The sequence below is a fragment of the Streptomyces sp. NPDC090045 genome, assembly GCF_044747975.1.
Lineage (GTDB): Bacteria > Actinomycetota > Actinomycetes > Streptomycetales > Streptomycetaceae > Streptomyces.
The window spans coordinates 299447-325934 of sequence record NZ_JBIVFA010000008.1; the positions used below are offsets into that span (position 1 = coordinate 299447).

General features: G+C 69.7%; 17 protein-coding genes and 1 pseudogene. 7 read left to right on the plus strand and 11 right to left on the minus strand.

What is annotated here, in order from left to right; genetic code table 11:
• Positions 1–60: 60 nt before the first annotated feature.
• From ACIPYQ_RS22855 to ACIPYQ_RS22880, 6 genes are all read right to left on the minus strand, one after another.
• Positions 61–1548, minus strand: coding sequence for an amino acid permease (locus ACIPYQ_RS22855; protein ID WP_401254032.1), 1488 nt, complete (start codon positions 1546–1548; stop codon positions 61–63).
• A gap of 130 nt (positions 1549–1678) precedes the next feature.
• Complete coding sequence (gene dxs / locus ACIPYQ_RS22860) at positions 1679–3595, minus strand: 1-deoxy-D-xylulose-5-phosphate synthase (RefSeq protein ID WP_362238409.1); 1917 nt, start codon at positions 3593–3595, stop codon at positions 1679–1681.
• A 262-nt stretch (positions 3596–3857) separates the two neighbouring features.
• Positions 3858–5144, minus strand: coding sequence for a sugar ABC transporter permease (locus ACIPYQ_RS22865; protein ID WP_401254273.1), 1287 nt, complete (start codon positions 5142–5144; stop codon positions 3858–3860).
• Between the two features lie 26 nt (positions 5145–5170).
• Positions 5171–5959 (minus strand): ATP-binding cassette domain-containing protein, encoded by a 789-nt coding sequence (locus ACIPYQ_RS22870; protein ID WP_361754036.1) that lies wholly within the window; start codon positions 5957–5959, stop codon positions 5171–5173.
• A gap of 161 nt (positions 5960–6120) precedes the next feature.
• Positions 6121–7236 (minus strand): substrate-binding domain-containing protein, encoded by a 1116-nt coding sequence (locus ACIPYQ_RS22875; protein WP_361754033.1) that lies wholly within the window; start codon positions 7234–7236, stop codon positions 6121–6123.
• Positions 7237–7353: 117 nt separating this feature from the next.
• The gene (locus ACIPYQ_RS22880; RefSeq protein ID WP_362238412.1) at positions 7354–8568 is read right to left on the minus strand and encodes an ROK family transcriptional regulator; all 1215 of its coding nucleotides are present in this window, start codon (positions 8566–8568) and stop codon (positions 7354–7356) included.
• A 628-nt stretch (positions 8569–9196) separates the two neighbouring features.
• Here ACIPYQ_RS22880 and mgtA point away from each other — a divergent pair.
• The 4 genes and pseudogenes from mgtA (at position 9197) to ACIPYQ_RS22900 (ending at position 13695) form a co-directional block, all read left to right on the plus strand.
• Positions 9197–11923: a magnesium-translocating P-type ATPase gene (mgtA, locus tag ACIPYQ_RS22885; RefSeq protein WP_401254037.1), complete on the plus strand. Its 2727-nt coding sequence runs from the start codon at positions 9197–9199 to the stop codon at positions 11921–11923.
• Between the two features lie 48 nt (positions 11924–11971).
• Positions 11972–12091, plus strand: a pseudogene (locus tag ACIPYQ_RS22890) (MgtC/SapB family protein); the annotation flags it as partial.
• A gap of 142 nt (positions 12092–12233) precedes the next feature.
• Positions 12234–12689: an MgtC/SapB family protein gene (locus ACIPYQ_RS22895; protein WP_401254040.1), complete on the plus strand. Its 456-nt coding sequence runs from the start codon at positions 12234–12236 to the stop codon at positions 12687–12689.
• Positions 12690–12801: 112 nt separating this feature from the next.
• Positions 12802–13695 carry a hypothetical protein gene (locus ACIPYQ_RS22900; RefSeq protein WP_401254043.1) on the plus strand — a complete coding sequence of 298 codons (894 nt, stop codon included), beginning with the start codon at positions 12802–12804 and terminating at the stop codon, positions 13693–13695.
• A 10-nt stretch (positions 13696–13705) separates the two neighbouring features.
• On the opposite strand, the gene ACIPYQ_RS22905 is transcribed toward ACIPYQ_RS22900, so the two are convergent.
• The 4 genes from ACIPYQ_RS22905 to acnA all read right to left on the minus strand — a co-directional run bounded on the left by ACIPYQ_RS22905 (position 13706) and on the right by acnA (position 20072).
• Complete coding sequence (locus ACIPYQ_RS22905; protein ID WP_362239330.1) at positions 13706–14638, minus strand: carbohydrate ABC transporter permease; 933 nt, start codon at positions 14636–14638, stop codon at positions 13706–13708.
• A gap of 13 nt (positions 14639–14651) precedes the next feature.
• On the minus strand, positions 14652–15596 hold the full coding sequence (locus ACIPYQ_RS22910) for a sugar ABC transporter permease (protein WP_361754016.1): 945 nt from the start codon (positions 15594–15596) through the stop codon (positions 14652–14654).
• 20 nt (positions 15597–15616) lie between these two features.
• A complete protein-coding gene (gene ngcE, locus ACIPYQ_RS22915) occupies positions 15617–17044 on the minus strand; it encodes an N-acetylglucosamine/diacetylchitobiose ABC transporter substrate-binding protein (RefSeq protein ID WP_401254047.1) in 1428 nt (475 codons plus the stop codon).
• Between the two features lie 298 nt (positions 17045–17342).
• A complete protein-coding gene (gene acnA / locus ACIPYQ_RS22920; protein WP_401254050.1) occupies positions 17343–20072 on the minus strand; it encodes an aconitate hydratase AcnA in 2730 nt (909 codons plus the stop codon).
• Positions 20073–20532: 460 nt separating this feature from the next.
• Here acnA and ACIPYQ_RS22925 point away from each other — a divergent pair, with 460 nt between their 5' ends.
• Together ACIPYQ_RS22925 and ACIPYQ_RS22930 are read left to right on the plus strand one after the other, a co-directional pair.
• The gene (locus ACIPYQ_RS22925; protein ID WP_401254053.1) at positions 20533–22815 is read left to right on the plus strand and encodes a DUF6585 family protein; all 2283 of its coding nucleotides are present in this window, start codon (positions 20533–20535) and stop codon (positions 22813–22815) included.
• Between the two features lie 212 nt (positions 22816–23027).
• The gene (locus tag ACIPYQ_RS22930; RefSeq protein ID WP_361754002.1) at positions 23028–24557 is read left to right on the plus strand and encodes a UDP-N-acetylglucosamine 1-carboxyvinyltransferase; all 1530 of its coding nucleotides are present in this window, start codon (positions 23028–23030) and stop codon (positions 24555–24557) included.
• Here ACIPYQ_RS22930 and ACIPYQ_RS22935 read toward each other — a convergent pair.
• The gene (locus tag ACIPYQ_RS22935) at positions 24554–25516 is read right to left on the minus strand and encodes a MerR family transcriptional regulator (protein ID WP_401254057.1); all 963 of its coding nucleotides are present in this window, start codon (positions 25514–25516) and stop codon (positions 24554–24556) included. The genes ACIPYQ_RS22930 and ACIPYQ_RS22935 overlap by 4 nt on opposite strands.
• A gap of 138 nt (positions 25517–25654) precedes the next feature.
• On the opposite strand from ACIPYQ_RS22935, the gene ACIPYQ_RS22940 reads away from it, so the two are divergent.
• Complete coding sequence (locus ACIPYQ_RS22940) at positions 25655–26461, plus strand: excalibur calcium-binding domain-containing protein (protein WP_401254060.1); 807 nt, start codon at positions 25655–25657, stop codon at positions 26459–26461.
• Positions 26462–26488: the final 27 nt, after the last annotated feature.

Genomic DNA, 26488 nt, shown 5'->3' on the forward strand with positions numbered 1-26488 from the left:
CGGAGGCCGGCCGTACGGGTGACCCGTACGGCCGGCTTCCGCCGTTCCACCGTTCCGCCGCTAGAACTTCGCGTCGGCGCCGACCTTGCCGAGGCGGCTGTGCGAGCGTCCGTAGAGGAAGTAGACGACGATGCCGATCGCCATCCAGATGCCGAAACGGACCCAGGTCTCGGCCGGCAGGTTGAGCATCAGCCACAGCGAGGCCGCGATCGACAGGATCGGGATCACCGGCACCCACGGGGTGCGGAAGGCCCGGTGCAGGTCGGGGCGGGTCTTGCGGAGGATGATCACGCCGAGGGCGACGAGCACGAAGGCGAAGAGCGTGCCGATGTTCACCAGTTCCGCGAGCTTCTCCAGGCTGGTGAAGCCCGCGACGACGGCGATGACGCAGCCGAGCAGGACGGTCGCCCGGTAGGGGGTGCGGTACTTGGGGTGGGTGACCGAGAAGACGCGCGGCAGCAGTCCGTCACGGCTCATCGCGAAGAACACGCGGGTCTGGCCGAGCAGCAGGATCATGCTCACGGTGATCAGACCGACGGCCGCGCCGAGGCTGATGGCGCCGGAGAAGAAGGGCTGGTTCACCGATTTGAAGGCTTCGGCCAGTGGCGCGGTCGGTGACATCTCCGTGTACTTCTGCATGCCCGTGACCACCAGCGTCACGGCGACGTAGAGCACGGTGCAGATGAGCAGCGAGCCGAGGATGCCGCGCGGCATGTCCCGCTGGGGGTTCTTGGTCTCCTCGGCCGCCGTGGCCACGACGTCGAAGCCGATGAAGGCGAAGAAGATGAGGGAGGCCGCGGTGAAGATGCCCATGACGCCGAAGTTGGTGGGCTCGTAGCCGAACATCAGCTGGACCAGTGGCGCGTGCCAGCCGCTGACGCCCTCGGCCTGTGGCTGGGCCGGAGGGATGAACGGCGAGTAGTTGTCGGCCTTGATGAAGAACAGGCCCGCGACGATGACCAGCAGGACCACGGTGACCTTGATGGCGACCACGATCGCGGTGATCCGCGCCGAGAGCTTCGTCCCGACGACCAGGATCGCGGTCAGCGCCAGGATCAGCAGGAAGGCCAGCAGGTCGAAGTGACCGCCGGCGTCGGGTCCGGACAGGGAGGTCGGCAGGGTCCAGCCGAGGTTGGTGTCCATGAGGTGGCGCACGTAGCCGGACCAGCCGACCGCGACCACCGCCGTACCGAGTGCGAACTCGAGCACCAGGTCCCAGCCGATGATCCACGCGGGCAGCTCGCCGATCGAGGCGTACGAGAAGGTGTACGCGGACCCGGCCACCGGCACGGTGGACGCGAACTCGGCGTAGCAGAGCGCCGCGAGGGCGCAGACGATGCCCGCCGCCACGAAGGCGAGGGCGGTGGCGGGTCCGGCGTTGTTCCGGGCCGCGATGCCCGTGAGCACGAAGATGCCGGTGCCGATGATGACACCCACACCGAACACCGTCAGGTCCCAGGCGGAGAGCGACTTCCGGAGCGCGTGTTCCGGCTCCTCCGTGTCACGGATGGACTGCTCCACCGTCTTGGTGCGGAAGGGGCTGTTCATATCCCTACTCACCGACGCACCTCCGAAAGGTGTCGACGCACGCGAACGGGCCGGGAGGCCCACCCCTTCAAGGGTGATCTCCCGGCCCGTGACGTGCAACCGCGCGGCGATCTAGTGGCCGGTACCCGTCCTAGTCGACGGCGGCGGCCGGCTCGCTGTCGTAGCGCCCGTCGAGCTTCGCCACCAGGCCCGTGACCTGGCGTGCGATGTCCGGAGCGGTCAGCCCGATCTCGGCCATGACCTCCTTGCGGGAGGCGTGGTCGAGGAAGCGCTGCGGGATGCCGAAATCGCGCAGCGGTACGTCGACGCCCGCGTCCCGCAGGGCCTGCGAGACGGCGGAGCCCACACCACCGGTACGGCCGTTGTCCTCGACGGTGACGACCACGCGGTGGCGGTCGGCGAGCGGGGCCAGCGCCTCGTCCACGGGCTTGACCCAGCGCGGGTCGACCACGGTCGAGGTGATGCCCTGCTTGTCGAGCAGGTCGGCGATCTCCAGGCACATCGGGGCGAGCGCGCCGACCGAGACGAGCAGTACGTCCGGTCGGGTGACGTCGGCGCCGGGAGCGCGCAGCACGTCCATGCCGCCGACCTTGCCGACGGCCGGGACGGCCGGGCCGACGACGCCCTTGGAGTAACGGACGACGGTCGGCGCGTCCTTGACCTCGACGGCCTCGCGCAGCTGGGCGCGCAGCTGCTCGGCGTCGCGCGGGGCGGCCAGGCGCAGACCGGGCACGACCTGCATGATCGACATGTCCCACATGCCGTTGTGGGAGGCGCCGTCGGTGCCGGTGACGCCGGCCCGGTCCAGGACGAAGGTGACCCCGCACTTGTGCAGGGCCACGTCCATCAGGACCTGGTCGAAGGCGCGGTTGAGGAAGGTGGCGTACACCGCGAAGACCGGGTGGGCGCCGCCGGTCGCCAGGCCCGCCGCCGAGGTGGCGCCGTGCTGCTCGGCGATGCCGACGTCGTAGATCCGGTCGGGGAAGGCGTCCGCGAACTTCTTCAGGCCGACCGGCTGGAGCATGGCCGCGGTGATCGCGACGATGTCCTTGCGCTCCTTGCCGAGCCTGACCATCTCGTCGGCGAAGACGGAGGTCCAGCTGGCGGCGTCGGTGGAGACGGGCAGGCCGGTGTCCGGGTGGATCGGGCCGATGCCGTGGAAACGGTCCGCCTCGTCCTGCTCGGCGTGGGTGTAGCCCCGGCCCTTCTGGGTGAGGCAGTGCACGATGACCGGGCCGCTGAAGCGCTTGGCGCGCTGCAGGGCCGACTCCAGGGCCTCGATGTCGTGGCCGTCGATGGGGCCGATGTACTTCAGGCCCAGGTCCTCGAACATGCCCTGCGGGGCGATGAAGTCCTTGAGGCCCTTCTTGGCGCCGTGCAGGGTCTCGAAGAGCGGCTTCCCGACGACCGGGGTGCGCTCCAGGATCTCCTTGCCGCGGGCCAGGAAGCGCTCGTAGCCGTCCGTGGTGCGCAGGGTGGCCAGGTGGTTCGCGAGGCCGCCGATGGTGGGGCCGTACGAGCGCTCGTTGTCGTTGACCACGATGACCAGCGGGCGGTCCTTGGCGGCGGCGATGTTGTTCAGCGCCTCCCAGGCCATGCCGCCGGTGAGCGCACCGTCGCCGATGACTGCGGCGACGTGGTGGTCCTCGCGGCCGAGCACCTCGTTGGCCTTGGCGAGGCCGTCGGCCCAGCCCAGCACGGTGGAGGCGTGCGAGTTCTCGATCACGTCGTGGTCGGACTCGGCGCGCGAGGGGTAGCCGGACAGGCCCCCCTTGGAGCGCAGGTTGCCGAAGTCCTGGCGGCCCGTGAGCAGCTTGTGGACGTAGGCCTGGTGGCCGGTGTCGAAGAGGACCTTGTCCTTGGGCGATTCGAAGACCCGGTGCAGGGCGATCGTCAGTTCGACCACGCCGAGGTTGGGGCCGAGGTGCCCGCCGGTCTTGGAGACGGCGTCGACGAGGAAGGACCTGATCTCTGCGGCGAGCTGGTCGAGCTCCTCCTGGCTGAGCCGGTCCAGATCGCGCGGTCCCTTGATGCGGGTCAGCAGCACCCGTGCCTCCTTGCAGTTGCTTGCTGGTCTGTCGAGTCTAATGTTCCGCCGCGCGGCGCGGTCATCGGGCCGTCCCGGCAGAGTCACACCTTTGTCATACATGTACGTACGACCATGCGGCCACACCTCACATACGGGCGGATACCCGCACAGGAGTACCCGCGCATGTACGCACGGATGCCCGGCGCCACGCGAAGTGGCACCGGGCACTGTGACCGTTCTTACCGCCGGATGCCGCTCCGGCGCGCAGTCGGCCGCGCGGTCAGGCGCGTCCGGCCGTCTTCTGGGTCTTGCGGGTGATCGAGTCGATCACCACGGTGGTCAGCAGCACCGCACCGGTGATCATGTACTGGATCGGCGTCGCGATGCCTTCCAGTGCCAGACCGTACTGGATCGAGACGATGACCATGACGCCGAGGAGGGCGTTCCAGGTCCGGCCCCGGCCGCCGAAGAGGCTGGTGCCGCCGATGACGGCCGCCGCGATCACGTTCATCAGCAGGTCGCCGGCGCCGGCGCTCTGGTTGGCCGCCGCGATCTTGGAGGCCCAGAACAGGCCGCCGATGGCGGCGAAGGTGCTGGAGATCGCGAAGACCGTGATCCGGATGCGGGTGACGTTGATGCCCGCACGGCGGGAGGCCTCGACGCTGCCACCCAGTGCGAAAACGTTTCGCCCGAAGGTCGTGCGGCGCAGCACGAAGTCCGTGACGACCAGCGCCAGCATGAAGAGCACCACCGCGAGCGGCAGACCCTTGTACTGGTTGAACACCACGGCGGGGCCGAAGGTGAACACCGCGAGCAGTCCGGTGCGCAGCAGGATCTCGCCGAGCGGCCGGGTGGGCATCCCGGCGGCGCCGCGGCGCTTCGCGTCGAGGTAGCAGGCGAGGAAGTAGCCGGCCACCGCCAGCGCGGCCAGCCCGTAGGCGACGGCCACGTCCGAGAAGAAGTACGTGGTCAGCTGGCCGACCACGCCGTCGGCGTCGATGTTGATCGTGCCGTTGCTGCCGAGGATCTGCAGCATCGCGCCCAGCCAGAACAGCAGGCCCGACAGGGTGACCGCGAAGGCCGGGGCGCCGATCCTGGCGAAGAAGAAGCCGTGGATGCAGCCGATCAGGGCGCCGCCGGCGACGGCGGCCAGGATCGCCAGCCACTCGTTCACTCCGTGGGTGACGGCGAGGACGGCGACGATCGCGCCCGAGACACCGCTGACCGAGCCGACCGAGAGGTCGATCTCGCCGAGCAGCAGCACGAAGATGATGCCGATGGCGATCATGCCGGTGGCGGTCATCGTGATCGCGATGTTGGTGAGGTTCTCCGGGGAGAGGAAGTTCGAGTTCAGCCCCTGGAAGATCGACCAGATGATGATCAGACCGATGACGACCGGCAGGGAGCCGAGGTCGCCGGCCTTCATCTTGCGCTTGAACTCGCCCACGTACCCGGCGAGGCCCTGCTCCCGGACGAGCAGGCGGGGGTCCACGGCCGGGATCGCGTCGTGCGCGGCCGCGGGGTTGACCGGGTCGATGTGCTCCTGCGCGACGGGGCCCTTGTCCAGTGGACCGGTGGCAGGGTTCTGGGTGCTCACTTGCCGGCCTCCGAGGTGCGGGCCGCCCGGCGGGTCACGGCGTTGTCCGTGGCACCGGTGATGGCGGAGATGATCTCTTCCTGCGAGGTGTCGGCGACGTTGAAGACACCGTTGTTGCGGCCCAGCCGCAGGACCGCCACCTTGTCGGCGACGGCCTTCACATCGGCCATGTTGTGGCTGATGAGGATGACGGCGTGGCCACGCTCGCGCAGGCGTTCCACCAGGTCGAGGACCTGTGCGGTCTGCTCGACGCCGAGGGCGGCGGTGGGCTCGTCGAGGATGACGAGCTGGGGCTCGCCCAGCATGGAACGGGCGATCGCCACGGTCTGGCGCTGACCGCCGGAGAGCGAGGCGATGGGGATCCGGACACTGGGGATCCGGATGGACAGGGTGGTCAGGAGCTCGCGGGCGCGGCGCTCCATCTCCACCTCGTCGAGGATGCCGAAGCTCTTGAGCTCACGGCCGAGGAAGAGGTTGCCGACGACATCGATGTTGTCGCACAGCGCCAGGTCCTGGTAGACCGTCGCGATGCCCAGGTTCTGGGCTTCGTGGGGCTTGGTGATGGAGACCGGACGGCCCTCCCACTCGATGACGCCGTCATCGATGGGGTGCACGCCGGCGATCGTCTTGACCAGCGTGGACTTGCCGGCGCCGTTGTCGCCCACCAGGGCGACCACCTCGCCGGAGTGGATCTCGAGTTCTACGTCGGTCAGGGCCTGAACGGCGCCGAACCGCTTCGAGACCCCTCGCAACGCCAGCACGGGCGCAGCGGACACATGAACCATCTCCTTCGCCGCCTGACCGGCGGGGATGTCGTGCAAAAAGAGCAGGAGCGGGGCGAATGGGGGAACGTTTCTGCCCGGCGCCCCGCCGGGTGGCGGGGGAAGTGGGGGCGGGGCGCCGGTCAGGCACGGGGGGCCGCCTCGCGAGGAGGCGACGGGGGCCGCTACTTCAGGCCGAGGGCGGCACAGGCGGCCGCGTACTTGTCGGTGCAGATCTCTGCGACCGAGTAGACGCCGTCCTTGACGACGGTGTCGTTGATGTTGCCCTTGGTGAGCGAGACGACCGGGATCAGCACGGACGCGACACCCTTGGTGGTCGGGCTGTCGACCGTGGAGGTGGTGATCCCGTCGAGCTTCTCGCCCTTGGCGAGGGCGACGGCCATCTTCGCCGCGGCCTCGGCCTCGGGGGCGTACGGCTTGTAGACGCTCATGAACTGCTCGCCCGCGACGATGCGCTGCACACCGGCGAGTTCGGCGTCCTGGCCGGTGACCGGGGGCAGGGGGGTGACGCCGGCCGCCTTGAGGGCGGTGATGATGCCGCCGGCCATGCCGTCGTTGGCGGAGTAGACGCCGATGACCTTGTCCTTGCCGAGCGCGGAGAGCGCGGCGGCCATGTTGGTGTTGGCGTTCTCCGGCTTCCACTCGACCGTGTCGTACTCCTTGCCGACGTTCACCTTGCCGTCGAGGACGGAGTGCGCGCCGGACTTGAAGAGCTTGGCGTTCGGGTCGGTGACCGAGCCGTTCATCATGACGATCTGGCCGTCCTTGGCCTTGTCGCCCAGCGCCTCGAGGAGCGCCTTGCCCTGGACCTTGCCGACCTCTTCGTTGTCGAAGGAGGTGTAGGCGTCGATCGGGCCCTCGGCCAGACGGTCGTAGGCGATGACCGGGATGCCGGCGTCCTTCGCCTTCTTGACCGAGCCCGCGATGGCCTTGGAGTCCACCGCGTCGACGATCAGGACGTCCACCTTGTTGGTGATCATCGTGTCGACCTGGGAGTTCTGCGTGGTCGCGTCCTGCTTGGCGTTGGCGTAGACGACCTTGCCCTTGCCGCCGGTCAGCTCCGCGACCTTCTTCTCGATGAGCGGCTTGTCGAACTTCTCGTAACGCGCGGTCTGGTTCTCCGGCAGGAGCAGACCGACCTTGATCGCGTCGCCCTTGGCAGCGCCGGAGGATTCCTTCGTCGTGTCGCCGGCCTCCTTCGCACTGCCGCAAGCGGCGAGGGAAACGGCCATGGCACCGGCGGCAACAGCTACGGCGGCTCTGCGCATACGCGTGTTCATTACTTGAACCTCCCTGACGAGGCCGCAGCACTGCGGCCGAGGTGGATGTGAGTCAACCCCGGCCGCGTTTTGCCGTCAAGGAGTGAATCCTTAACGAGATGACAACGGTGCCATCCGTTATCTACCTGAAGGCAAGACGGCGGGAGCTCGCACTCCACTTCCATGGTCTGACAAAAGTGTCGAATCGCCCATCTCGCTGAGTACGAGCGCCAGCGCGCCCAACACCTCGGCACGCCCGCCGAGGGACCCCGTCAGTACCGACAACTGCCGGGCCGCGCTGGGAATCGCGTACCTCCCCACTGATTCACGGATGGGGGCCAGGACGAGTTCACCGGCCTCCGCCAGCGAGCCGCCCAGCACCACCCGGCTGGGGTTCAGGAGGTTGCACAGGCTGGCCACGCCGCTGCCGATGTGGCGGCCCACGTCCGTGATCACTCGGCGGCAGCCGGGGTCCCCCTCGCGGGCCAGTTCGACCACCCGCTCCATCGTCAACTCCGGCCCGTGCGTGCCCTGGAGCAGCGGCAGGACGTACCGGGCGGCGGCGAAGGTCTCCAGGCAGCCGCGGTTGCCGCAGCGGCAGACCGGGCCCGATTCGTCCAGCGTGATGTGCCCGATCTCCCCCGCCGTGCCACCCGGTCCGCGGTAGATCTGGCCGTTGATGACCAGGCCCGCGCCGACGCCGCTGGCCACCTTGATGTAGGCCAGGTCCTTTACTCCCCGCCCGCTCCCCCAAACGAGTTCGCCGAGGGCGCCGAGGTTCGCGTCGTTGTCCACGTACACCGGCACGCCGAGGCGCTGCGAGAGCTCCTGGCGCGGGTTGATCCCCGCCCAGCCCGGCAGGATCGCGGTCGATCCCAGGGTCCCGGACTCCACGTCGATGGGGCCGGGCACGCCGAGGCCGACGCCGATGACCTTCTCCAGCCCCACCCCGATGTCCGCGATCAGTCGCCCGACCAGGGCTTCCGCCCGGTTGAAGCCGTCCGCCCAGGACGCGTCGACGTCCAGCGGCTCGGACTCCTCGGCCAGCACCTGGTGCGCCAGGTTCCCCACCGCCACCCGCAGGTGGGTGTGGCCGAAGTCGACGCCGATGACGATGCCCGCGTCACCGCTGAGCGAGACGCTGCGTGCGCGCCGGCCGCCGGCCGAGGTGTCGGTGACCTCGACGGTCCCGCCGTCCTTCAGTTCTCGGACGATGTTGGAGACCGTGGCCGCCGACAGTCCGGTGGTGCGGGCGATCTCCGCCTGGGTCAGCGATCCCGCGAGCCGCACCGCCCGCACGACCCGTTCGAGATTCGCGCGATGCAGCGAGGACTGCGATCCGGGAGTCTGCACGACTCATCCACTCCTGCCCATAAGCGACGGCAAGCCGTCGCCCCCCGGCCGGGACACGTCGCGGTTGCGCGCTCCGAGACCCCGGCGTCTCTCCAACTTGTGAACCTTAAGTCGAGCCTTTGCGCTTCCACACGTCAAGAGGCTGACACGGCACGAAACGGCCAGTACTGACCGAAAGGGGGAGGGAACCGGCCCCCTAGATCGTGCTACGGTCGCTGAGGCGCCGGTCCTCTGCGGCCTTTCCCGGCCGGATCGGGCGCCTGTCATGACAGCGCTACGCGAGGAGGTGTTCGGGATGAGTCCCGATCGAAGTCCTTGCCGCGCTCTCATCGGCTGACCTGTTGATCAGCTGACCCCTGTCCGAGTGCGCACGGCCGCGGTTCACCGCTGTCCCGTGCGTTGTGGCGTTTCTTTCCATTCTCTTCTTTCCGCGTGCCCCGGCAGCTCCGCCGGGGCACGCTCCCCCGGCTCCTCGCCCGGCCTTCGCCGAGGCGTGCCCCGGGGTCACTCCCACCCTGTCCGCCGGCGCGTCCCGCGGCCCTCCCGGCCGCTCCGCGCCGACCCGTGATCACTCCACGTGACCGCGCGGCTCCGTGCTGCCCGGACACCGTGGAGGGAGGTATTCGTCATGACCATGCTCACCCCCCGTACCCCGACCACACTCGCACCGCCGGGCCGGTCCCGCCGCGAGCGCAAGGCGGCCGAGCTGGAGTCCCGTACCCGGCTCGTCGGCGAGCGCCTCGCCGAGACCAGCGCCCGCCCGGCCGTCCGCGTGCTGCAGTCCGTGGACGCCTCCGCCAACGGCCTCACCCACGCCGAGGCCGCGCTGCGCCTGGAGCGCCACGGCCCCAACGTCGTCGCCCAGGAGCGCGCCCCGCGCTGGTACCTCCAGCTGGCGAAGGCCTTCTGGAACCCCTTCATCGCCGTCCTGGTCTTCCTCGCCGCGGTCATGTACTGGCAGGACCCCGCGGACCCGGGCGTCGTCATCCTCTCCGTGATGGTGGGGATCAGCGGGCTGCTGCGCTTCTGGCAGGAGTTCCGCTCGGGCCGCGCCGCCGACGCGCTGAAGAAGCTCGTCACCACCACCTGCGCGGTGCAGCGCCGGGCCGGCAGCGGCTCCGGGCCCACCACCTTCGAGGTGCCCATGGACCGGGTGGTCCCGGGCGATGTGGTCAGGCTGGCCGCCGGCGACCTGGTCCCGGCCGACCTGCGGCTCATCGGCGCCAAGGACCTGATGGTCAGCCAGGCCGCCCTCTCCGGCGAGTCCCTGCCGGTCGCCAAGGCCGACACCGGCACCCGCGGCGAGGACCTCGGCCAGCAGACGACCACCGACCCGGTCGAGGCCGACAACCTGGTGCTGATGGGGACCTCGGTCGCCTCCGGCACCGCCACCGGGGTCGTCGTCGCCACCGGCGCCGACACCTACTTCGGCTCGATGGCCGGCTCGCTCGTCGGCGAGCGCCCGCAGACCAACTTCGACACCGGCGTGCGCAAGGTCAGCTTCCTGCTGATCCGCTTCATGCTGGTCATGGTCCCGGTCGTCTTCATGATCAACGGCTTCACCAAGGGCGACTGGGACGAGGCCTTCCTCTTCGGCATCGCCGTCGCCGTCGGTCTGACCCCCGAGATGCTGCCGATGGTCGTCTCCGCCAACCTGGCGCGCGGCGCGGTCGCCATGTCGAAGCGCAAGGTGGTCGTCAAGCGGCTCAACGCGATCCAGAACCTGGGCGCGATGGACGTGCTCTGCACGGACAAGACGGGCACCCTCACCGAGGACCGGATCGTCCTGGACCGCTACCTGGACGTGCACGGCGAAGAGGACGACGAGGTCCTGGAGTACGGCTACCTCAACGCGCACTTCCAGACGGGCTTGCGCAACCTCATGGACCAGGCGGTCATCGACCGCGTCAACGAGGCCGAGGAGGTTGTCGTCGACGCACGGTTCTCGATGGTCGACGAGATCCCCTTCGACTTCGCCCGGCGCCGGATGTCCGTGGTCCTCAACCGGAACAGCATGGTGGGCAACTCCGGCCGCACCGAACACGTCATGATCACCAAGGGTGCCGTCGAGGAGGTCCTGGACCTCTGCACGCACATGACCGACCGCGGCGAGACGGTCGAGCTGACCGAGCAGCTGCGGTGGCACGTCACCCGGATCGCGGAGGACAACAACCGCCGGGGCCTGCGGGTCCTCGCCGTGGCCACCCGCACCGTCGGCACTCCGCGCGACACCTACACGGTCGCCGACGAGGACGGGCTGACCCTGGTCGGCTTCCTCGCCTTCCTCGACCCGCCGAAGGCCGACGCCGGACGCGCCCTGCAGGGCCTCGCCGACAAGGGCGTCACCGTCAAGGTGATCACCGGCGACAACGACCTCGTGGCCGCCCGGGTCTGCGCCGACGTCGGCATCGAGGTCGGGCACGTGGTGCTCGGCAGCGGGATCGACGGCCTCGACGAGGCGGAACTGCGCGCGCTGGCCGCCCGTACGACGGTCTTCGCCAAGGTCAACCCGGTCCAGAAGGCCCGCATCGTCCGGGCCCTGCAGGCCGACGGCCACACGGTCGGCTTCCTGGGCGACGGCATCAACGACGCGGCCGCGCTGCGCGACGCCGACGTCGGCATCTCGGTGGACACCGCCGTCGACATCGCCAAGGAGTCGGCGGACATCATCCTGCTGGAGAAGGACCTGACCGTCCTGGAGCAGGGCGTGGTCCAGGGCCGGACCACCTTCGGCAACACGATCAAGTACATCAAGATGACGGCGTCGTCGAACTTCGGCAATGTCTTCTCGGTGCTGGTGGCGAGCGCCTTCATCCCCTTCCAGCCGATGCTCGCGATCATGCTGCTGGTCCAGAACCTGGTCTACGACATCTCGCAGCTGGCGACGCCGTGGGACCGGATGGACGAGGAGTACCTGCGCAAGCCCCGGAACTGGGACGCCAAGGGCATCGGCCGCTTCATGGTCACCATCGGCCCGGTCAGCTCGATCTTCGACATCTCGATGTTCCTGATCATGTGGCACGTCTTCGGGGCGAACAGCGAGGCGAGCCAGTCCCTCTTCCAGTCCGGCTGGTTCATCGAGGGCCTCCTCTCGCAGACCCTGATCGTCCACATGATCCGTACCCGGAAGATCCCCTTCATCCAGTCCCGCGCCTCCTGGCCGGTGATGGTGACGACCGTCCTCGCGGTGCTGACCGGGCTCTGGCTGCCCTTCTCCCCGCTGGCTCCCACGCTCGGCTTCGTGGCCCTGCCGGCGAGCTACTTCCCGTGGCTGATCGGCGTGCTGCTCGCGTACTGCACGCTCACCCAGCTCGTGAAGACCTGGTACATCCGCCGGTTCAACACCTGGCTGTAGGGGCCCCGTCGAAGGGAGGAGAGGCCGGTGCTGCTCACCGAATGGCAGATGGCCGCACACCTGGCCGCCGCGCTCGGACTCGGAGCGGTCATCGGCCTGGAGCGGCAGTGGCGGGCCCGCCTCGCGGGGCTGCGTACGAACGCCCTGGTGGCGGGCGGGGCCGCGCTGTTCGTGCTGCTCTCGCAGTACGGCTTCCTCAGCGCGGCCTCGGAGGTCGACTACGACGGATCCCGGGTCGCCGCCCTGGGGGTCCCCCCGGACGGAGTCTGGGGGAGTCTCGGGGATCGGCTTCCTCGGGGCCGGTGTGATCATGCGGGACGGCCTGAGCGTGCGGGGCCTGAACACGGCCGCCACCCTGTGGTGTTCGGCAGCCGTCGGCTGCCTGGCAGGCGTCGGCCTGTTCGTCCTCGCCGTCTGCGGCACGGCGGGCGTGGTGGGAGCCAACATCCTGCTGCGCCCGCTGGGCCGGCGCCTGGACCGCGAGCCGCGCGGCGGGGCCGAGGTGGCGACCGACTACCACTTCGAGGCGGTGTGCCTGGAGGCGGAGGAGGCCCACATCCGCCACCGGCTGGTCGACGCGCTGGGCCGACCGGGGTACCAGCTGCGCTCGATCCGCAGCCAGGACGGCCCGGCGCCCGGCCGGGTGACGGTGTCCGCGCTGCTGACCGCCGAGGGCGAGGCGGGCCGGACGCTGGAGGAGGCGGTCAGCAACCTCTCGCTCGATCCGTCGGTGTCGGCGGTCAGCTGGTCCGTCGTGCCCGCGTGACGGGGCGCGAAGAATGAATTGAACACGTTCAGTCCGGCTGGCAGTATGGAGGCGCGCGCACCGCCGGCCGGGCGGACGCGTTCGTTTTGCCGTGCCACGAGGGGGGTTGGCCGTGCACGAGAAGCATGAGACGCGCGAGAAGCGGTCGTACGGCCTGATGCTGCTGGTCTCGGTGCTGGTGGGCTGTCTGGAGGTCGCCCTCACCGTCGTGGTGATCTTCCTGTACGTCGAGACGCAGCCGCCGCCGGACACCCCCGTCGACCACACCGCCCTGGCGGGGTCCCTGCTCTCCCTCGGCATGATCGTCGCGGTGATCGCGGTGCTGCTGACCCTGCTGTTCGTCCTGCCGTCGGTGGCGCTGGCCCACCTGCTCGGCCGCCGGATCGGCGGCCGCGAGGCGTGGTGGTGGGTGCCGCTGACGACCGCCGCCCTGGTCGCGGCGCCGATCTGGACCTTCGCGTCGTACAACGACGTGGAGACGCGGCCCGTGCTCGTCTTCTGGGCGATCTCCACGGCATCGCTCTCGGCGGGCGGCCTGATCGCCCGGCTCCGGCACCCGCAGCTGCTCCGGCGCGTGGCCCTGGGGGGCGTGGCGCTGGTGGTGGGAACCGGCCTCCTCGGCGCACTCGGTCTCACCGCCGGCCTGCTGCCCGCGTACGAGCCGCCGAAGATCGGTCCGGCGACCATGCCCGGCACCTGGGGCGACGGCTTGAACGGAAGCCTCGTCTTCACCTCGGACGGCCGGGTCACGGCCGACGGCGTCGGCGAGCCCCGACCCGGCGACGACCCCCACGTCCTGCCACCGCCGTGCTCGGGCTCCGGCACCTGGTCGTACGAGCCCGGGCGGGGCGTCCGGACCCAGAAGGTCCGGATACAGGTCCCGGGGTGTTCCTGGCCGGCGTGGAGCGTCGGCGGCACCGACGGCGAGCCCAGGCTCTACCAGCACATCGGTCACCCGGATTCCGGATACCTCTACAAGCTGCGGAAGGTCACCGGCGGCTCCTGACGCCGGGGCGCTACTTCAGCGTCGCCGAGGTGAGGCCCGCCTGGATCTGCCGCTGGAAGGAGAGGTAGACGACCAGCATCGGGACCATCGCGATGGTGGCGCCGGCGAACAGCACGGGCAGGTCCGTCTCGTAGCCCATCTGGTACTGGAGCTGGATGAGCCCCTGGGTGAGCATGTACCGCTCGGGGTCGGCGCTCGTCTGCGGCTGCATCAGCACGGCGGGCAGGATGTACTGGTTCCACTGGCCGAGGACGTTGAAGATCCCGACGCTGATCAGGCCGGGCTTGGCCATCGGCAGCATCACCTGGAAGAAGATCCGGGTGTCGGAGGCCCCGTCGATGACCGCCGCCTCGTGGATCGCCGTCGGCAGCGTCCGGAAGAAGGAGTGCATGAAGAAGACCGTGAAGGGCATCGAGTAGGCGACGTACACCAGGATCAGGCCCTGGTAGGTGTTCAGCATGTCGAAGCGCTTGACCATGAAGAAGAGCGGTACGAGCGCCAGGAACACGGGGAACATCGCCCCGCTGACGAAGAAGTAGTAGATGATCCGGTTGCCCGTGAAGGGGTAGCGGGCCAGCACGTACGCGGCCATGGAGCCGAACAGCATGGTCAGCGGGACCGAGAACACCAGCACGATGAGGGTGTTGGCGAAGTAGCCCCCGATGCCCTTCGTCCAGGCCCGCCCGAAGGCGTCGAAGTGCCAGTTGGAGGGCCAGCTCAGGGCCGAGCCGCCGATCTGCGCGTCGGTCTTGAAGGCACCGAGCGCGAGCCAGATCAGGGGCAGCACGATCATGATCGCCCAGACGACGAGGAAGCCGTGCGAGAAGACGTTGAGGGCCATGCCCTCGGAGCGGCGCTCCCGCTTCCCCGTCCCTCCGGCACCGCCGGGCTGCTCCGCGGCCTTTTCGCCCGGCGCCTTGATCACTGTGGACTGTGCAGTCATCGTGGAACTCCGCTCAGAACTCGATGCGCTCGCGGCGGGTGGCGCGCAGCGTGATGACGGAGAGGATCATGGTCAGGGCGAGCATGACCACGCCCATGGCACAGGCGTACCCGCTCTTGCCGAAGTAGAGGAAGTTGCGCATCAGCACCGTCGACATGACCTCGCTGTGGTGGTCGGGGCCGCCGCCGAACTGGCCCGAGGTCATGGTCGACACCAGCACGAACATGTCCATCGCGGCGATGCCCAGATAGACCGCGGAGGTCTGCACGGAGTCCCACAGCAGGGGCAGCGTGACCTTGAAGAAGGTCTGGGCGCGCCCGGCGCCGTCGAGCAGCGCGGCCTCGTAGATGTCCTTGGGGACGGACTGCATGGCTGCGGAGAACAGGACGAGGTAGAAGCCGACGCCGTGCCAGACGACGACGAGGAGCAGGCACCAGAGGACGAGGTTCGGCTCGTTGAGCCATTCGACGGGGTGGTTCGCGTCGATCAGGCCGAGCCTGGTCAGGAAGCCGTTGAGCAGGCCGCCCTCGTCGCTGCGGTAGATCGCGCCGAAGAGCACGGAGAGGATGGCGAGGGAGAGGACCTGCGGGAAGAAGTAGACGACCTTGTAGAAGCGCGATCCGCCGACTCCCTGCACTCCGCCGGCCCCGCCACGCCCGCCCGCGTTCACCATGAAGGCGAAGAAGAGGGCGAGCAGGATGGTGACGAGCGGGACGAACACCAGGAGCAGCAGGTTGTGCCAGAGCGCGCCGCGGAAGACCTCGTCCTTCAGCAGGGCCGCGTAGTTGTCCGTGCCGACGAAGTCGAACGTCGGTGACTGCCCGGTCCAGTTGGTGAAGGAGTAGCCGAACGTCTGCACGTACGGCCAGATGACGAAGGTCAGGTACAGCGCGAGGGGCGCGAAGAGGAAGCCGGCGATGAAGCCGTACTTTCCTCTCCCTTGGGCTACATGGCTCATGGTGTCCGTCCCTGCGGTGGTCAGCTGCGCTTGTTGTTCTTGGCGTTCGGGTCCTGGGCCGCCTTGTTCACCGCCGCCTGGGCCCGCTTGATCCACTCCTTGGGCTGGATCCGCTGCGCCATGAGCTCATTGGACGCGTTCTGGATCTCCGTGTCCATCTCGCTGTACCAGTCGGGGTAGCGGTAGCTGAAGGTGTTGCTGCCCGCGGCCTTGAGCGCCTCGACCGCCGACTGGGTGCCGGGCCGCAGCTTGACGCTCGGATCCACGCCGTCCTTGACCACCGTCAGCGAGTTCGCCTGCTGGGCGAAGATCGTCGACCATTCGCGGGACAGCATCGAACGGAGGAACTCCAGGCCCGCGGCCTTGTTGGCGGCCTTCTCCGGCACGATGAACGGCTCGTCGACGCCGGCCCGGATGGCCTCCAGCGGCATCTTGCTGTCGGCGAGCAGGGGCACCGGCAGGAACTTCATGTCGAAGTCCTCCGGGGTCTGCTTGAGCTGCTCGTTCTCCAGCCAGGAGCCGGAGGGGATGAAGGCGGCCTTGTACTGGTTCCAGGCCGTCTGGGACTCCGTGTGGGTGAGGCCGTTGGTGCCCGGCATCAGCAGGCCCTTCTCGACCACCTCGTAGACCGCCTCGACCGCGGCGAGGGCGGCCGCGTTGCCCTCGAAGGCGTTCGGTTCGAGGTTGTCGATCGCCTTCACCGCGTCCAGACCGCCCTTCTTGGCGATCAGGTCCATGATGACGACGTTGATGTAGTACGGGTACTTGCCCTGGTGGGCGAGACCGCCGATGCCCGCCTCCTTGGCCTTGGTGCAGACGGCGAGGAACTCGCCCCAGGTCTTGGGCGCCGTCCAGCCCTTCTCCTTGAAGAGCTTGCCCGAGTACCAGAAGCCGGACACGGCGTACACGTACTTCAGGACGACGTACTTGCCGCCCAGCATGCCCTGTTCGACGGCCCCGTCCACCAGGGTGTCGCGCACCTTCTTGCTCGGGTCGTCGAGCGAGGGCGCGTCGAGCACGGCGTTGAGGTCGGCGAGCTGGCCGCCCTTGCCGAGCACGTCCAGCGGGATCTTCTGGGCACCGGAGTCGTCGACGACGTCCGGCGGGTTCCCGCCGTTGAAGCGGGGCTGCAGCTTGGCGGTGATCTCCTGGGTGCCCAGGTGGGAGCTGGTGGTGCCCCACTTCTTGTCGAAGGCGGCCTCCCAGGCCTTCGCGTAGTCGTCGCCGAACCCGCCCTTGAAGACGACGACGTCCAGCTTGCCGCCCTTCGCGACGCCGAAGGGGTTCTCCTTGGTCACCGGCGCCTTGGCCGGGCCCTTCGTGGAGTTCTCCTCACCGCCGGAGGCGCAGGCGGACAGGAAGCTCATCGTCGGCACCGTGATCAGTCCGAGTGCTGCGGAGCGCTTGATCAGGTCGCGGCGTCCGAGGCCCTCACCAGTGGATCCCATGCTCATGTCCTCGCCTTCGTCAGAAGTGTGAAGGAGGCCGGAGATTCACGGTGGTTGCCGTGCATGCGGACATCACCAGAGGTCCCCGCCCGTCCCCCGGCCCGGAGCCACTGTCTCGCGGTGATCCGGACGGGCACAGGTATAGTCCACTTCCGCTCGTGTGAGCAAGATCATGCACAGTTATGGCCGCCAGTTTTTCCGAGTTGAGACCTGTCCGTCACATGGACACGCCGCCGGACGAACGGAAGGGCCGTACCCCCGTGACGGGGATACGGCCCTTTGGCTCCTATGCCGTGGCTCAGCCGCGGATGAGGTTCCGGAGCACGTACTGCATGATGCCGCCGTTGCGGTAGTAGTCCGCCTCACCCGGCGTGTCGATGCGGACGACCGCGTCGAACTCCACACCGGTGTCGGTGGTCACCTTGACGGTGCGCGGGGTGGTGCCGTTGTTCAGCTCCTCCACACCGGTGAAGGCGAAGGTCTCCTCGCCGGTGAGGCCCAGGGAAGCCGCGGTGGCGCCCTCCGGGAACTGCAGGGGCAGGACGCCCATGCCGATCAGGTTCGAGCGGTGGATGCGCTCGTAGGACTCGGCGATGACGGCCTTGACGCCGAGCAGCGCGGTGCCCTTGGCCGCCCAGTCACGGGAGGAGCCGGAGCCGTACTCCTTGCCCGCCAGGATGACCAGCGGGACGCCGGCGGCCTGGTAGTTCTGCGAGGCGTCGTAGATGAAGGAGACCGGCGCGCCCTCGACGGTGAAGTCGCGGGTGAAGCCGCCCTCGGTGCCCGGCGCGATCTGGTTGCGCAGGCGGATGTTGGCGAACGTACCGCGGATCATGACCTCGTGGTTGCCGCGGCGGGAACCGTACGAGTTGAAGTCGCGGCGCTCGACACCGTGCTCGGTGAGGTACTTGCCGGCCGGGGTGTCGGCCTTGATCGCACCGGCCGGGGAGATGTGGTCGGTGGTGACCGAGTCGCCCAGCTTCGCCAGCACGCGGGCGCCGGCGATGTCGGAGACCGGGGTGGTCTCCATCGTCATGCCCTCGAAGTAGGGGGGCTTGCGGACGTAGGTGGACTGCGGGTCCCACTCGAACGTGTTGCCGGTCGGGATCGACAGCGCCTGCCACTGGGCGTCGCCCGCGAAGACGTCCTGGTAGGACTTGCTGAACATGTCCTCGCCGATGGCGTTCGCCACGACGTCGTTGACCTCGGCCTCGGAGGGCCAGATGTCCTTGAGGAAGACCGGGTTGCCCTCGGTGTCGATGCCGATGGCCTCGGTGGTGATGTCCACCTTCATGGAGCCCGCGATGGCGTACGCGACGACCAGCGGCGGGGAGGCCAGGTAGTTCATCTTGACGTCGGGGTTGATGCGGCCCTCGAAGTTGCGGTTGCCCGAGAGGACCGAGGTGACCGCGAGGTCGTGCTCGTTGATCGCCTTCGAGATCTCCTCGTCCAGCGGACCGGAGTTGCCGATGCAGGTGGTGCAGCCGTACCCGACGAGGTTGAAGCCCATCTTGTCGAGGTACGGGGTCAGGCCGGCCTTGTCGAAGTAGTCGGTGACGACCTTCGAGCCCGGGGCCAGGGTGGTCTTGACCCACGGCTTGCGGGACAGGCCCTTCTCGACCGCCTTCTTGGCCACGAGCGCCGCGGCGACCATGACGTAGGGGTTCGAGGTGTTGGTGCAGGAGGTGATCGCGGCGACGGTGACGGCGCCGTGGTCGATCTCGAAGGAGGAGCCGTCGGCCAGGGTGACCAGGGTCGGGCGGGTCGGCACGCCGTTGGTGGCGGCCGGGGCGTCGGAGGCCGGGAAGGACTCCTTGCCCGCCTCGTCGTCGTCCTCGACGTAGTTGCGCACGTCCTGCGCGAACTGCTGGGCGGCGTTGGCGAGGACGATGCGGTCCTGCGGGCGCTTCGGGCCGGCGATGGAGGGGACGACCGTGGAGAGGTCGAGCTCCAGCTTCTCGGAGAAGTCCGGCTCGGCGGCCGGGTCCAGCCACAGGCCCTGCTCCTTGGCGTACGCCTCGACGAGCGCGACCTGCTGGGCGTCGCGGCCGGTCAGGCGCAGGTACTTCAGGGTCTCGTCGTCGATCGGGAAGATCGCGGCGGTGGAGCCGAACTCCGGCGACATGTTGCCGATGGTGGCGCGGTTCGCCAGCGAGGTGGCGGCGACGCCCTCACCGTAGAACTCGACGAACTTGCCGACGACGCCGTGCTTGCGCAGCATCTCGGTGATCGTCAGCACGAGGTCGGTGGCGGTGGTGCCGGTGGGCAGCTCGCCGGTCAGCTTGAAGCCCACGACGCGCGGGATCAGCATGGAGACCGGCTGGCCGAGCATCGCGGCCTCGGCCTCGATGCCGCCGACGCCCCAGCCCAGCACGCCCAGGCCGTTGACCATGGTGGTGTGCGAGTCGGTGCCGACGAGGGTGTCGGGGTACGCCTGGCCGTTGCGGACCATGACCGTGCGGGCCAGGTGCTCGATGTTGACCTGGTGGACGATGCCGGTGCCCGGGGGGACGACCTTGAAGTCGTCGAAGGCGGTCTGGCCCCAGCGCAGGAACTGGTAGCGCTCCTTGTTGCGGCCGTACTCCAGCTCGACGTTCTGCGCGAACGCGTCCGGCGTGCCGAACTTGTCGGCGATGACCGAGTGGTCGATGACCATCTCGGCGGGCGAGAGCGGGTTGATCTTCGCCGGGTCGCCGCCGAGGGCCTTCACGGCCTCACGCATGGTGGCGAGGTCCACGACGCAGGGGACGCCGGTGAAGTCCTGCATGATCACGCGAGCCGGCGTGAACTGGATCTCCTCGCTGGGCTGGGCCTGCGAGTCCCAGTTGCCGAGCGACCGGATGTGGTCGGCGGTGATGTTCGCGCCGTCCTCGGTACGGAGCAGGTTCTCCAGCAGGACCTTCAGGCTGTAGGGAAGGCGGGCGGAGCCCTCGACCTTGTCCAGCTTGAAGATCTCGTACGACTCGTCGCCCACCTGCAGCGTGCTGCGGGCGTCGAAGCTGTTCGCCGACACGACAGTCTCCTTCATGCATGAATTCGCGCGTATTAACCGCATCCTGCCGCCACGCCCCTTGGCCAATCCGCTAAGGTAGGGCTAAGTTAGGTAACCCTTACCAGCGGGGGCGGCTGCGGTACGCCTTCGGCAGATATCTCGATGTCGAGATAACTCTAGTACATGTCCGGGTCCGGGGACGAGGCGCGCACCCCGGGGAAGGCCTGCCCGGTCGGTCGACCGGGGGCTTCCGCTTGCTCCGGCGCGACCTCGACGCGGCCGCTGCGACCGGCGCCGACACCGGAAACCGCCCCGTTCCCGTCCGGCCGCCCGGCCGTGACGATGATCACGGAGCGTTCCGGCGCGGCCGGCCCATCCGGCCCCGCAGGGCTTGCACGCACCCCCGAGCGCCCCCCTTTCACGCCCTTCGCGGCGGCCCCCTTCGTCCCTATCCTGCTGCGCGTGGGGGCTGGGGTTTCCGGGTCAGGGGGCGACTGTGGCACGTGCGGTGGGGATCGACCTGGGGACGACGCACTCGGCCGTGGCCGTGTTCGAGGGGGGCGGTGACCGCCCGGTGGTCACCGCCGTCCCGAACGCCGAGGGATCCCGGACCACGCCGTCGGTGGTCGCCTTCACCGCGGACGGGGAGGTCCTCGTCGGCGAGGCGGCCGCCCGCCAGGCCGTCACCAACCCGGCCAGGACCGTGCACGGCGTCAAACGCCGCCTGGGGACCGACTGGACGCTGTCGGTCGACGGGACGGCGTACAGCGCGCAGCGGATCGCGGCCCTCCTGCTGGGCAGACTCCGGCAGGACGCCGAGGCCTGGGTGGGCGAACCGGTGACCGAGGCGGTGATCACCGTCCCGGCCGACTTCGGCGAGGCGCGGCGGCAGGCCGTCCGCGAGGCGGGCGAGCTCGCCGGCCTGACCGTGCTGCGCCTGATCAGCGAACCCGGCGCCGTCGGCCTGGCCTACGGCACGGACCGCGACGCCGACGACGAGACGGTGCTCGTGTGCCGGCTCGGCGGCGGCACCTTCGACGTGGGCGTACTGGAACTGGGCTGGGCCGGGAACTCCTTCGTCGTCGAGGTCAAGGCGACGGCCGGCGATCACCTGCTCGGCGGCGAGGACTGGGACCGCGCCGTGGCCGACCGGCTGGCCACCCGGTTCCGCGCCGCGCACGGAGTGGACCTCACCCGGGACGGCACGGCCCTGCGCCGGCTGCGCGAGGCGGCCGAGCGCGCCAAGACCGACCTGTCCTCGTCCACACGGACCGCCGTCGGCGTGCCGTTCGTCGCCGCGTCGGAGCACGGCCCGCTGCACCTGGACGAACAGCTGACCCGGGAGGAGCTGGAGCGGCTGACCGGTGGCCTGCTCGAACGCTGCGCGCCGCTGCTGCGCCGGGCGGTGAAGGACGCCGGCGTCTCCCCCGGTGAGATCACCCGGATCGTCCTGTCCGGCGGCGGAACGCGAATGCCGGCCCTCGCGGACCTCGTGCGCGACGCGCTGGCCGAGGGGCCGCAGGAGCACACGACCGTGCGCGTGGAGGAGGCCTGCGTGCGCGGCGCGGCCCTGCAGGCCGCCGTGCTCACGGGGGCCCACCGGAGCCTGCTGCTGCTCGATGCCACCCACGCGGCCCTGGGCGTGGAGACCGCGGGCGGCGTCATGGCCCCGGTCGTCGTCCGGGGCACCACGATTCCGACGCGGGCGTCGAGGGAGTTCACCACCGACGCCGATCTGCCGGAGGGCGGCACCCTGGCCTTCCGCGTGTACCGGGGCGACGACGACGCGGTCGCGGGCTGCGAACAGCTCGGCACGGTCGAACTGACCGGCCTGCCCCGCCGGGGCCGCGGCGCCCCGCGCATCGAGGTCACCTTCGAGATCGGGGGCGACGGCTCCGTGGACGTGGTGGCACGGGACGCCTCCAGCACGCGGACCGGGCGGATGGTCCGGGGCCGGACCGGCGCGGCGCCGCCCGGTCCCGCCCTGGTGCCACTCTCTCCGAAGGACGCGGGCAAGGGCCCGAGCGCGGCCACCGCGCCGCCGCCCGCCCGGCTGGCGGCCGAACAGGAGGGCCTGGGCGGGCACACCATGGGCTACGCCTCGGCCGGCTCCGGGGCGTGGTCGGGGCTGGCCGGGGCGGCCGGCGTCGGTGCGGCGTTCGTCCCGGCCGGCGCCCTCCTGGCGCAACCCGTCCTGTCGGTGCTGGGCGCCGTGACGGCGATGGCCTTCGCGGTGCCCGCCCTGCTCGCGCACGCCGCCCGCGGGAAGTACGCGCGGCTCGACCTCTTCGAGCGGGGCGTGGTGGTCTCCGGCACCGACGGCCGGACCGTCGCCTGCCGCTGGGACAGCCTGCAGGTCCGGCGGCACAGCGTCGACCACTACCTCAACGCCGTTTACACCGGTACGCACCACTACTGCACCCTGTCGCTGCGCGACGGCTCGCTCCTGTTGCCCGGCACGAAGTTCCCGTTCGCGCAGAGCTGGGGTCCGGTGGTGGAGGAGGAGGCGGCCCGGGCGCAGCTGCCCGGCGCGCTCGCGACGGTCCGGGCGGGCGGCAGCGTGGTCTTCGGCCCGTTCTCGCTGAGCAGGGAGGCGGTGACCGCGGGCGGCCTGTCGGTGCCCTGGGAGAGGATCGAGCCCGTCGCGTACGGCAACGGCACGGTCTCGCTGAGGGTGGTGGGCCGGCGGCGGCCGCTGGCCACGGTGTCGGTGGGGGCGGTGAACGGCCTCCGCGTCTTCCTGACGCTGGTCGACCACCTGCGGGCGGGCCACCGCTGAGTCCGGCGGCCGGGCCCGGAACCGGCAGTGCCCGCCCGGCCGGTGCGGCGGCAGCGGCTCACCCGTCTGCCCGGCCGGATCTTCACGCATCCCACGTACGGGGACCCCACCATGGGACCTGACGGTCAATAACCCACAAAACGCCCACCCGACACACCCATCTGGCATACCCGGGGCGGGGCTCATCTCATATCTGAGATAACGTGCCACCCATGGCAGACGACTACCTCGTACGCATCGGCAAGCTCATCCGTGACGCCCGTCAACACCGGGGCTGGACACAGAGTCAGCTCGCCGACGCACTCGGCACCAGCCAAAGTGCCGTGAACCGCATCGAACGCGGCAATCAGAACATCAGCCTTGAGATGATCGCCCGCATCGGTGAAGCACTCGACAGCGAGATCGTCTCCCTGGGCTACGCCGGCCCGATGCACCTGCGCGTGGTCGGCGGCCGCCGGCTGTCGGGCGCCATCGACGTCAAGACGAGCAAGAACGCGTGCGTCGCCCTGCTCTGCGGCTCGCTGCTCAACAAGGGCCGTACGGTGCTGAGGCGGGTGGCCCGCATCGAGGAGGTCTACCGCCTCCTGGAGGTCCTGAACTCCATCGGCGTCCGCACCCGCTGGATCAACGACGGCGTGGACCTGGAGCTGATCCCGCCGGCCCGCCTCGACCTGGAGGCCATGGACGCGGACGCGGCGCGCCGGACCCGGAGCATCATCATGTTCCTGGGCCCCCTGCTGCACCGGATGGACTCCTTCCGCCTGCCCTACGCGGGCGGTTGCGACCTCGGCACCCGCACCGTCGAGCCGCACATGATCGCCCTGCGCCGCTTCGGTCTGGACATCACCGCGACCGAGGGCATCTACCACGCGAAGGTGGAGGCCGGGGTCTCCCCCGACCGCCCGATCGTGCTGACCGAGCGCGGGGACACGGTCACCGAGAACGCGCTGCTGGCCGCCGCCCGGCACGACGGCGTCACCGTCATCCGCAACGCCTCCTCCAACTACATGGTCCAGGACCTGTGCTTCTTCCTGGAGGAGCTGGGCGTCAAGGTCGAGGGCGTCGGCACCACCACGCTCACCGTCCACGGCGTTCCGAACATCGACGTGGACGTGGACTACTCCCCCTCCGAGGACCCGGTCGAGGCGATGAGCCTGCTCGCCGCGGCGGTCGTCACGGAGTCGGAGCTGACCATCCGCCGGGTGCCGATCGAGTTCATGGAGATCGAGCTCGCGGTGCTGGAGGAGATGGGCCTGGACCACGACCGCTCGGCGGAGTACGTCGCGGACAACGGCCGCACCCGCCTGGTGGACCTCACGGTCCGCCCGTCCAAGCTCGAAGCCCCGATCGACAAGATCCACCCGATGCCGTTCCCCGGGCTGAACATCGACAACGTCCCGTTCTTCGCGGCCATCGCCGCCGTCGCCCAGGGCCAGACCCTGATCCACGACTGGGTGTACGACAACCGGGCCATCTACCTGACCGACCTCAACCGCCTCGGCGGCCGCCTCCAACTCCTGGACCCCCACCGCGTCCTGGTGGAGGGCCCCACCCGCTGGCGCGCGGCGGAGATGATGTGCCCGCCGGCCCTGCGCCCGGCGGTGGTCGTCCTCCTCGCGATGATGGCCGCCGAGGGCACCTCGGTCCTGCGCAACGTCTACGTGATCAACCGCGGCTACGAGGAACTGGCCGAACGCCTCAACTCGGTGGGCGCCCAGATCGAGATCTTCCGGGACATCTAGCCTCTCGGGCTCGTTCGGGGGCGGCCGCTGCGCAGCCCCTGGACGAGCCAGGGGTACACCGGGACCAGATCCGGCACCACCTGCCAGCCGTTGACGATCCACACCAGCCTCCAGTACCGGTCCACCCGGGGATCGTGCGCTTCTTCGAACCGCTCGGCCATCCAGTCCCGGAACCGGGTGTCAGGGGTGCGCGCGAGGACCTCGGCGAAGCGGTGCACGAGGTCGTCGATGACGCGTGCGCCCCTGTCGCCCAGCGGGTCGATGCCCGACTCCACGGCCTCGGCTACCTTCTGGCGGGTGAACTCCATCAGTTCCTCGCCGGCCTCGCTCTCGATGTCGAGCGGGCGCCCGGCGGCCCGGTGGCCGGCCGTCCGGCGCATCCGGGCCCGGAAGTCCTCGTCGCCGACCAGTTCGGCGAGTTCGGCCCACGCGGCGACCTGCTCGCCGGACGGATCGTCGGGGAGGTCGGGGGTGGCCGCGCGCACCATGGCCGCCGCGGCCGGGTCCGCATCGGCGGTGCCGGAGGCACCGAAGGTGCCCTCCACGAAATCGTCGATCAACCGTCGGCGTTCCTCGCCGGACAACTGCGTGAGCCTGTGCATGAGCTTGGTCTCCTCGGGACCGGCCCCGCCCCTGGCCACGGCTCGCAGAACGCTCCGGCGCAGTTGCAGCACCCGGATCTGGACGTCCGTGGCATCGGCGTGCGCCGCGGCGACTTCCGCCACCGAGAGCTCGCGGTCCAGCACCCGCTGGATCGTGGCCAGGTCCATGCCCAGCTCGCGCAGCGTGCGCAGGAGTTCCAGGCGATGCAGGGCGTCGAGGTCGTAGAGCCGATAGCCGGCGGGGCTTCGGGTGGTCGGCGCCACCACCCCCGCGTCGGAGTAGAACCGGATGGTTCGCACGGGCAAGCCCGTCCGGCGGGAGAGCTCCCCGATCGAGTAGAGGGTCGTGGCGTCCATGTCCCCCACTCTGCTGTCTCCAGTCACTGGAGACTCAAGGCCCTCCCCTCCTCCAACTCATCTCGCGTACCGACCGGTACAAGTTTCAATCTTCTATACGCTCGCCGGGCCCCTCACGTACCGCCAGAAGGACGCCACGTGACATACCCTGCGCCGCACCCTTACCCGCAAGCGCCCGTAAAGCGCTGGTGGCAGCATCCGGCACTGATCATTTCCCTGCTGGTGGTCATACCGCCCGCCGGCATAGCCCTCGCCTGGCTGAGTCCGTGGAGCCAGGTGAAGAAGGTCGTCGCGACGGTTCTGGCCGGCCTCTGGTTCCTGACGCCGTTCCTGGGCGATCCGCCGAAGAAGACCGCCGCCGACGCCAAGCCCCAGCCCGTCGCCACCCAGCCGGTCGCCGCCGCGGCCACGCCTCCGGCCGGCGCTTCGACGGCGCCCGCCGCACCGACGCAGAGCGCGGAACCCCTGATGCCTGCCGTCGTGGGCAAGCCCTTCGAGCAAGCGGAGAAGGCCGTCGAGGACCTGATCGACAAGGAACTCGCCGCTCTCAGCGCCTACAACGACGTACCGCTTCCCGCCGCCCACGCGGACTGGACCGTCTGCTTCCAGAGCCCCGAGGCGGGCGTGAAGCTCGTTCCGGCGGACGCGAACACGAGCGTGCACCTCGTCGCGCCCGGCACGGGGTGTCCGGCCGCGAAGGACACCGACCTCCACCCGAAGCCCGCGCCCAAGCCCACGCCCACGCCGACGGCGGCGCCGCGCCCGCCGAGCGACGATGACGGCTCCGACACCTCCGCCGGATCGTCCACTGGCGGTGGCGGTGGCAGCGTCTCCTACAAGAACTGCACGGCGGTTCGCGCGGCGGGAGCCGCTCCGATCCGCCGGGGCGACCCCGGATACGGACGCCACCTCGACCGGGACGGCGACGGAGTGGCCTGTGAATAGGCCAGGGTGACGGACCGGCACGAGCCG

Bases quoted from the DNA above. Each gene is read 5' to 3' on its own strand.
- acnA (WP_401254050.1), bottom strand. From the start codon at position 20,072: ATGAAGGAGACTGTCGTGTCGGCGAACAGCTTCGACGCCCGCAGCACG.
- ACIPYQ_RS22910 (WP_361754016.1), bottom strand. From the start codon at position 15,596: ATGAGCCATGTAGCCCAAGGGAGAGGAAAGTACGGCTTCATCGCCGGC.
- ACIPYQ_RS22930 (WP_361754002.1), top strand. From the start codon at position 23,028: ATGGCAGACGACTACCTCGTACGCATCGGCAAGCTCATCCGTGACGCC.
- ngcE (WP_401254047.1), bottom strand. From the start codon at position 17,044: ATGGGATCCACTGGTGAGGGCCTCGGACGCCGCGACCTGATCAAGCGC.
- mgtA (WP_401254037.1), top strand. From the start codon at position 9,197: ATGACCATGCTCACCCCCCGTACCCCGACCACACTCGCACCGCCGGGC.
- ACIPYQ_RS22855 (WP_401254032.1), bottom strand. From the start codon at position 1,548: ATGAACAGCCCCTTCCGCACCAAGACGGTGGAGCAGTCCATCCGTGAC.
- ACIPYQ_RS22875 (WP_361754033.1), bottom strand. From the start codon at position 7,236: ATGAACACGCGTATGCGCAGAGCCGCCGTAGCTGTTGCCGCCGGTGCC.
- ACIPYQ_RS22905 (WP_362239330.1), bottom strand. From the start codon at position 14,638: ATGACTGCACAGTCCACAGTGATCAAGGCGCCGGGCGAAAAGGCCGCG.
- ACIPYQ_RS22895 (WP_401254040.1), top strand. From the start codon at position 12,234: ATGCGGGACGGCCTGAGCGTGCGGGGCCTGAACACGGCCGCCACCCTG.
- ACIPYQ_RS22870 (WP_361754036.1), bottom strand. From the start codon at position 5,959: ATGGTTCATGTGTCCGCTGCGCCCGTGCTGGCGTTGCGAGGGGTCTCG.
- ACIPYQ_RS22935 (WP_401254057.1), bottom strand. From the start codon at position 25,516: ATGGACGCCACGACCCTCTACTCGATCGGGGAGCTCTCCCGCCGGACG.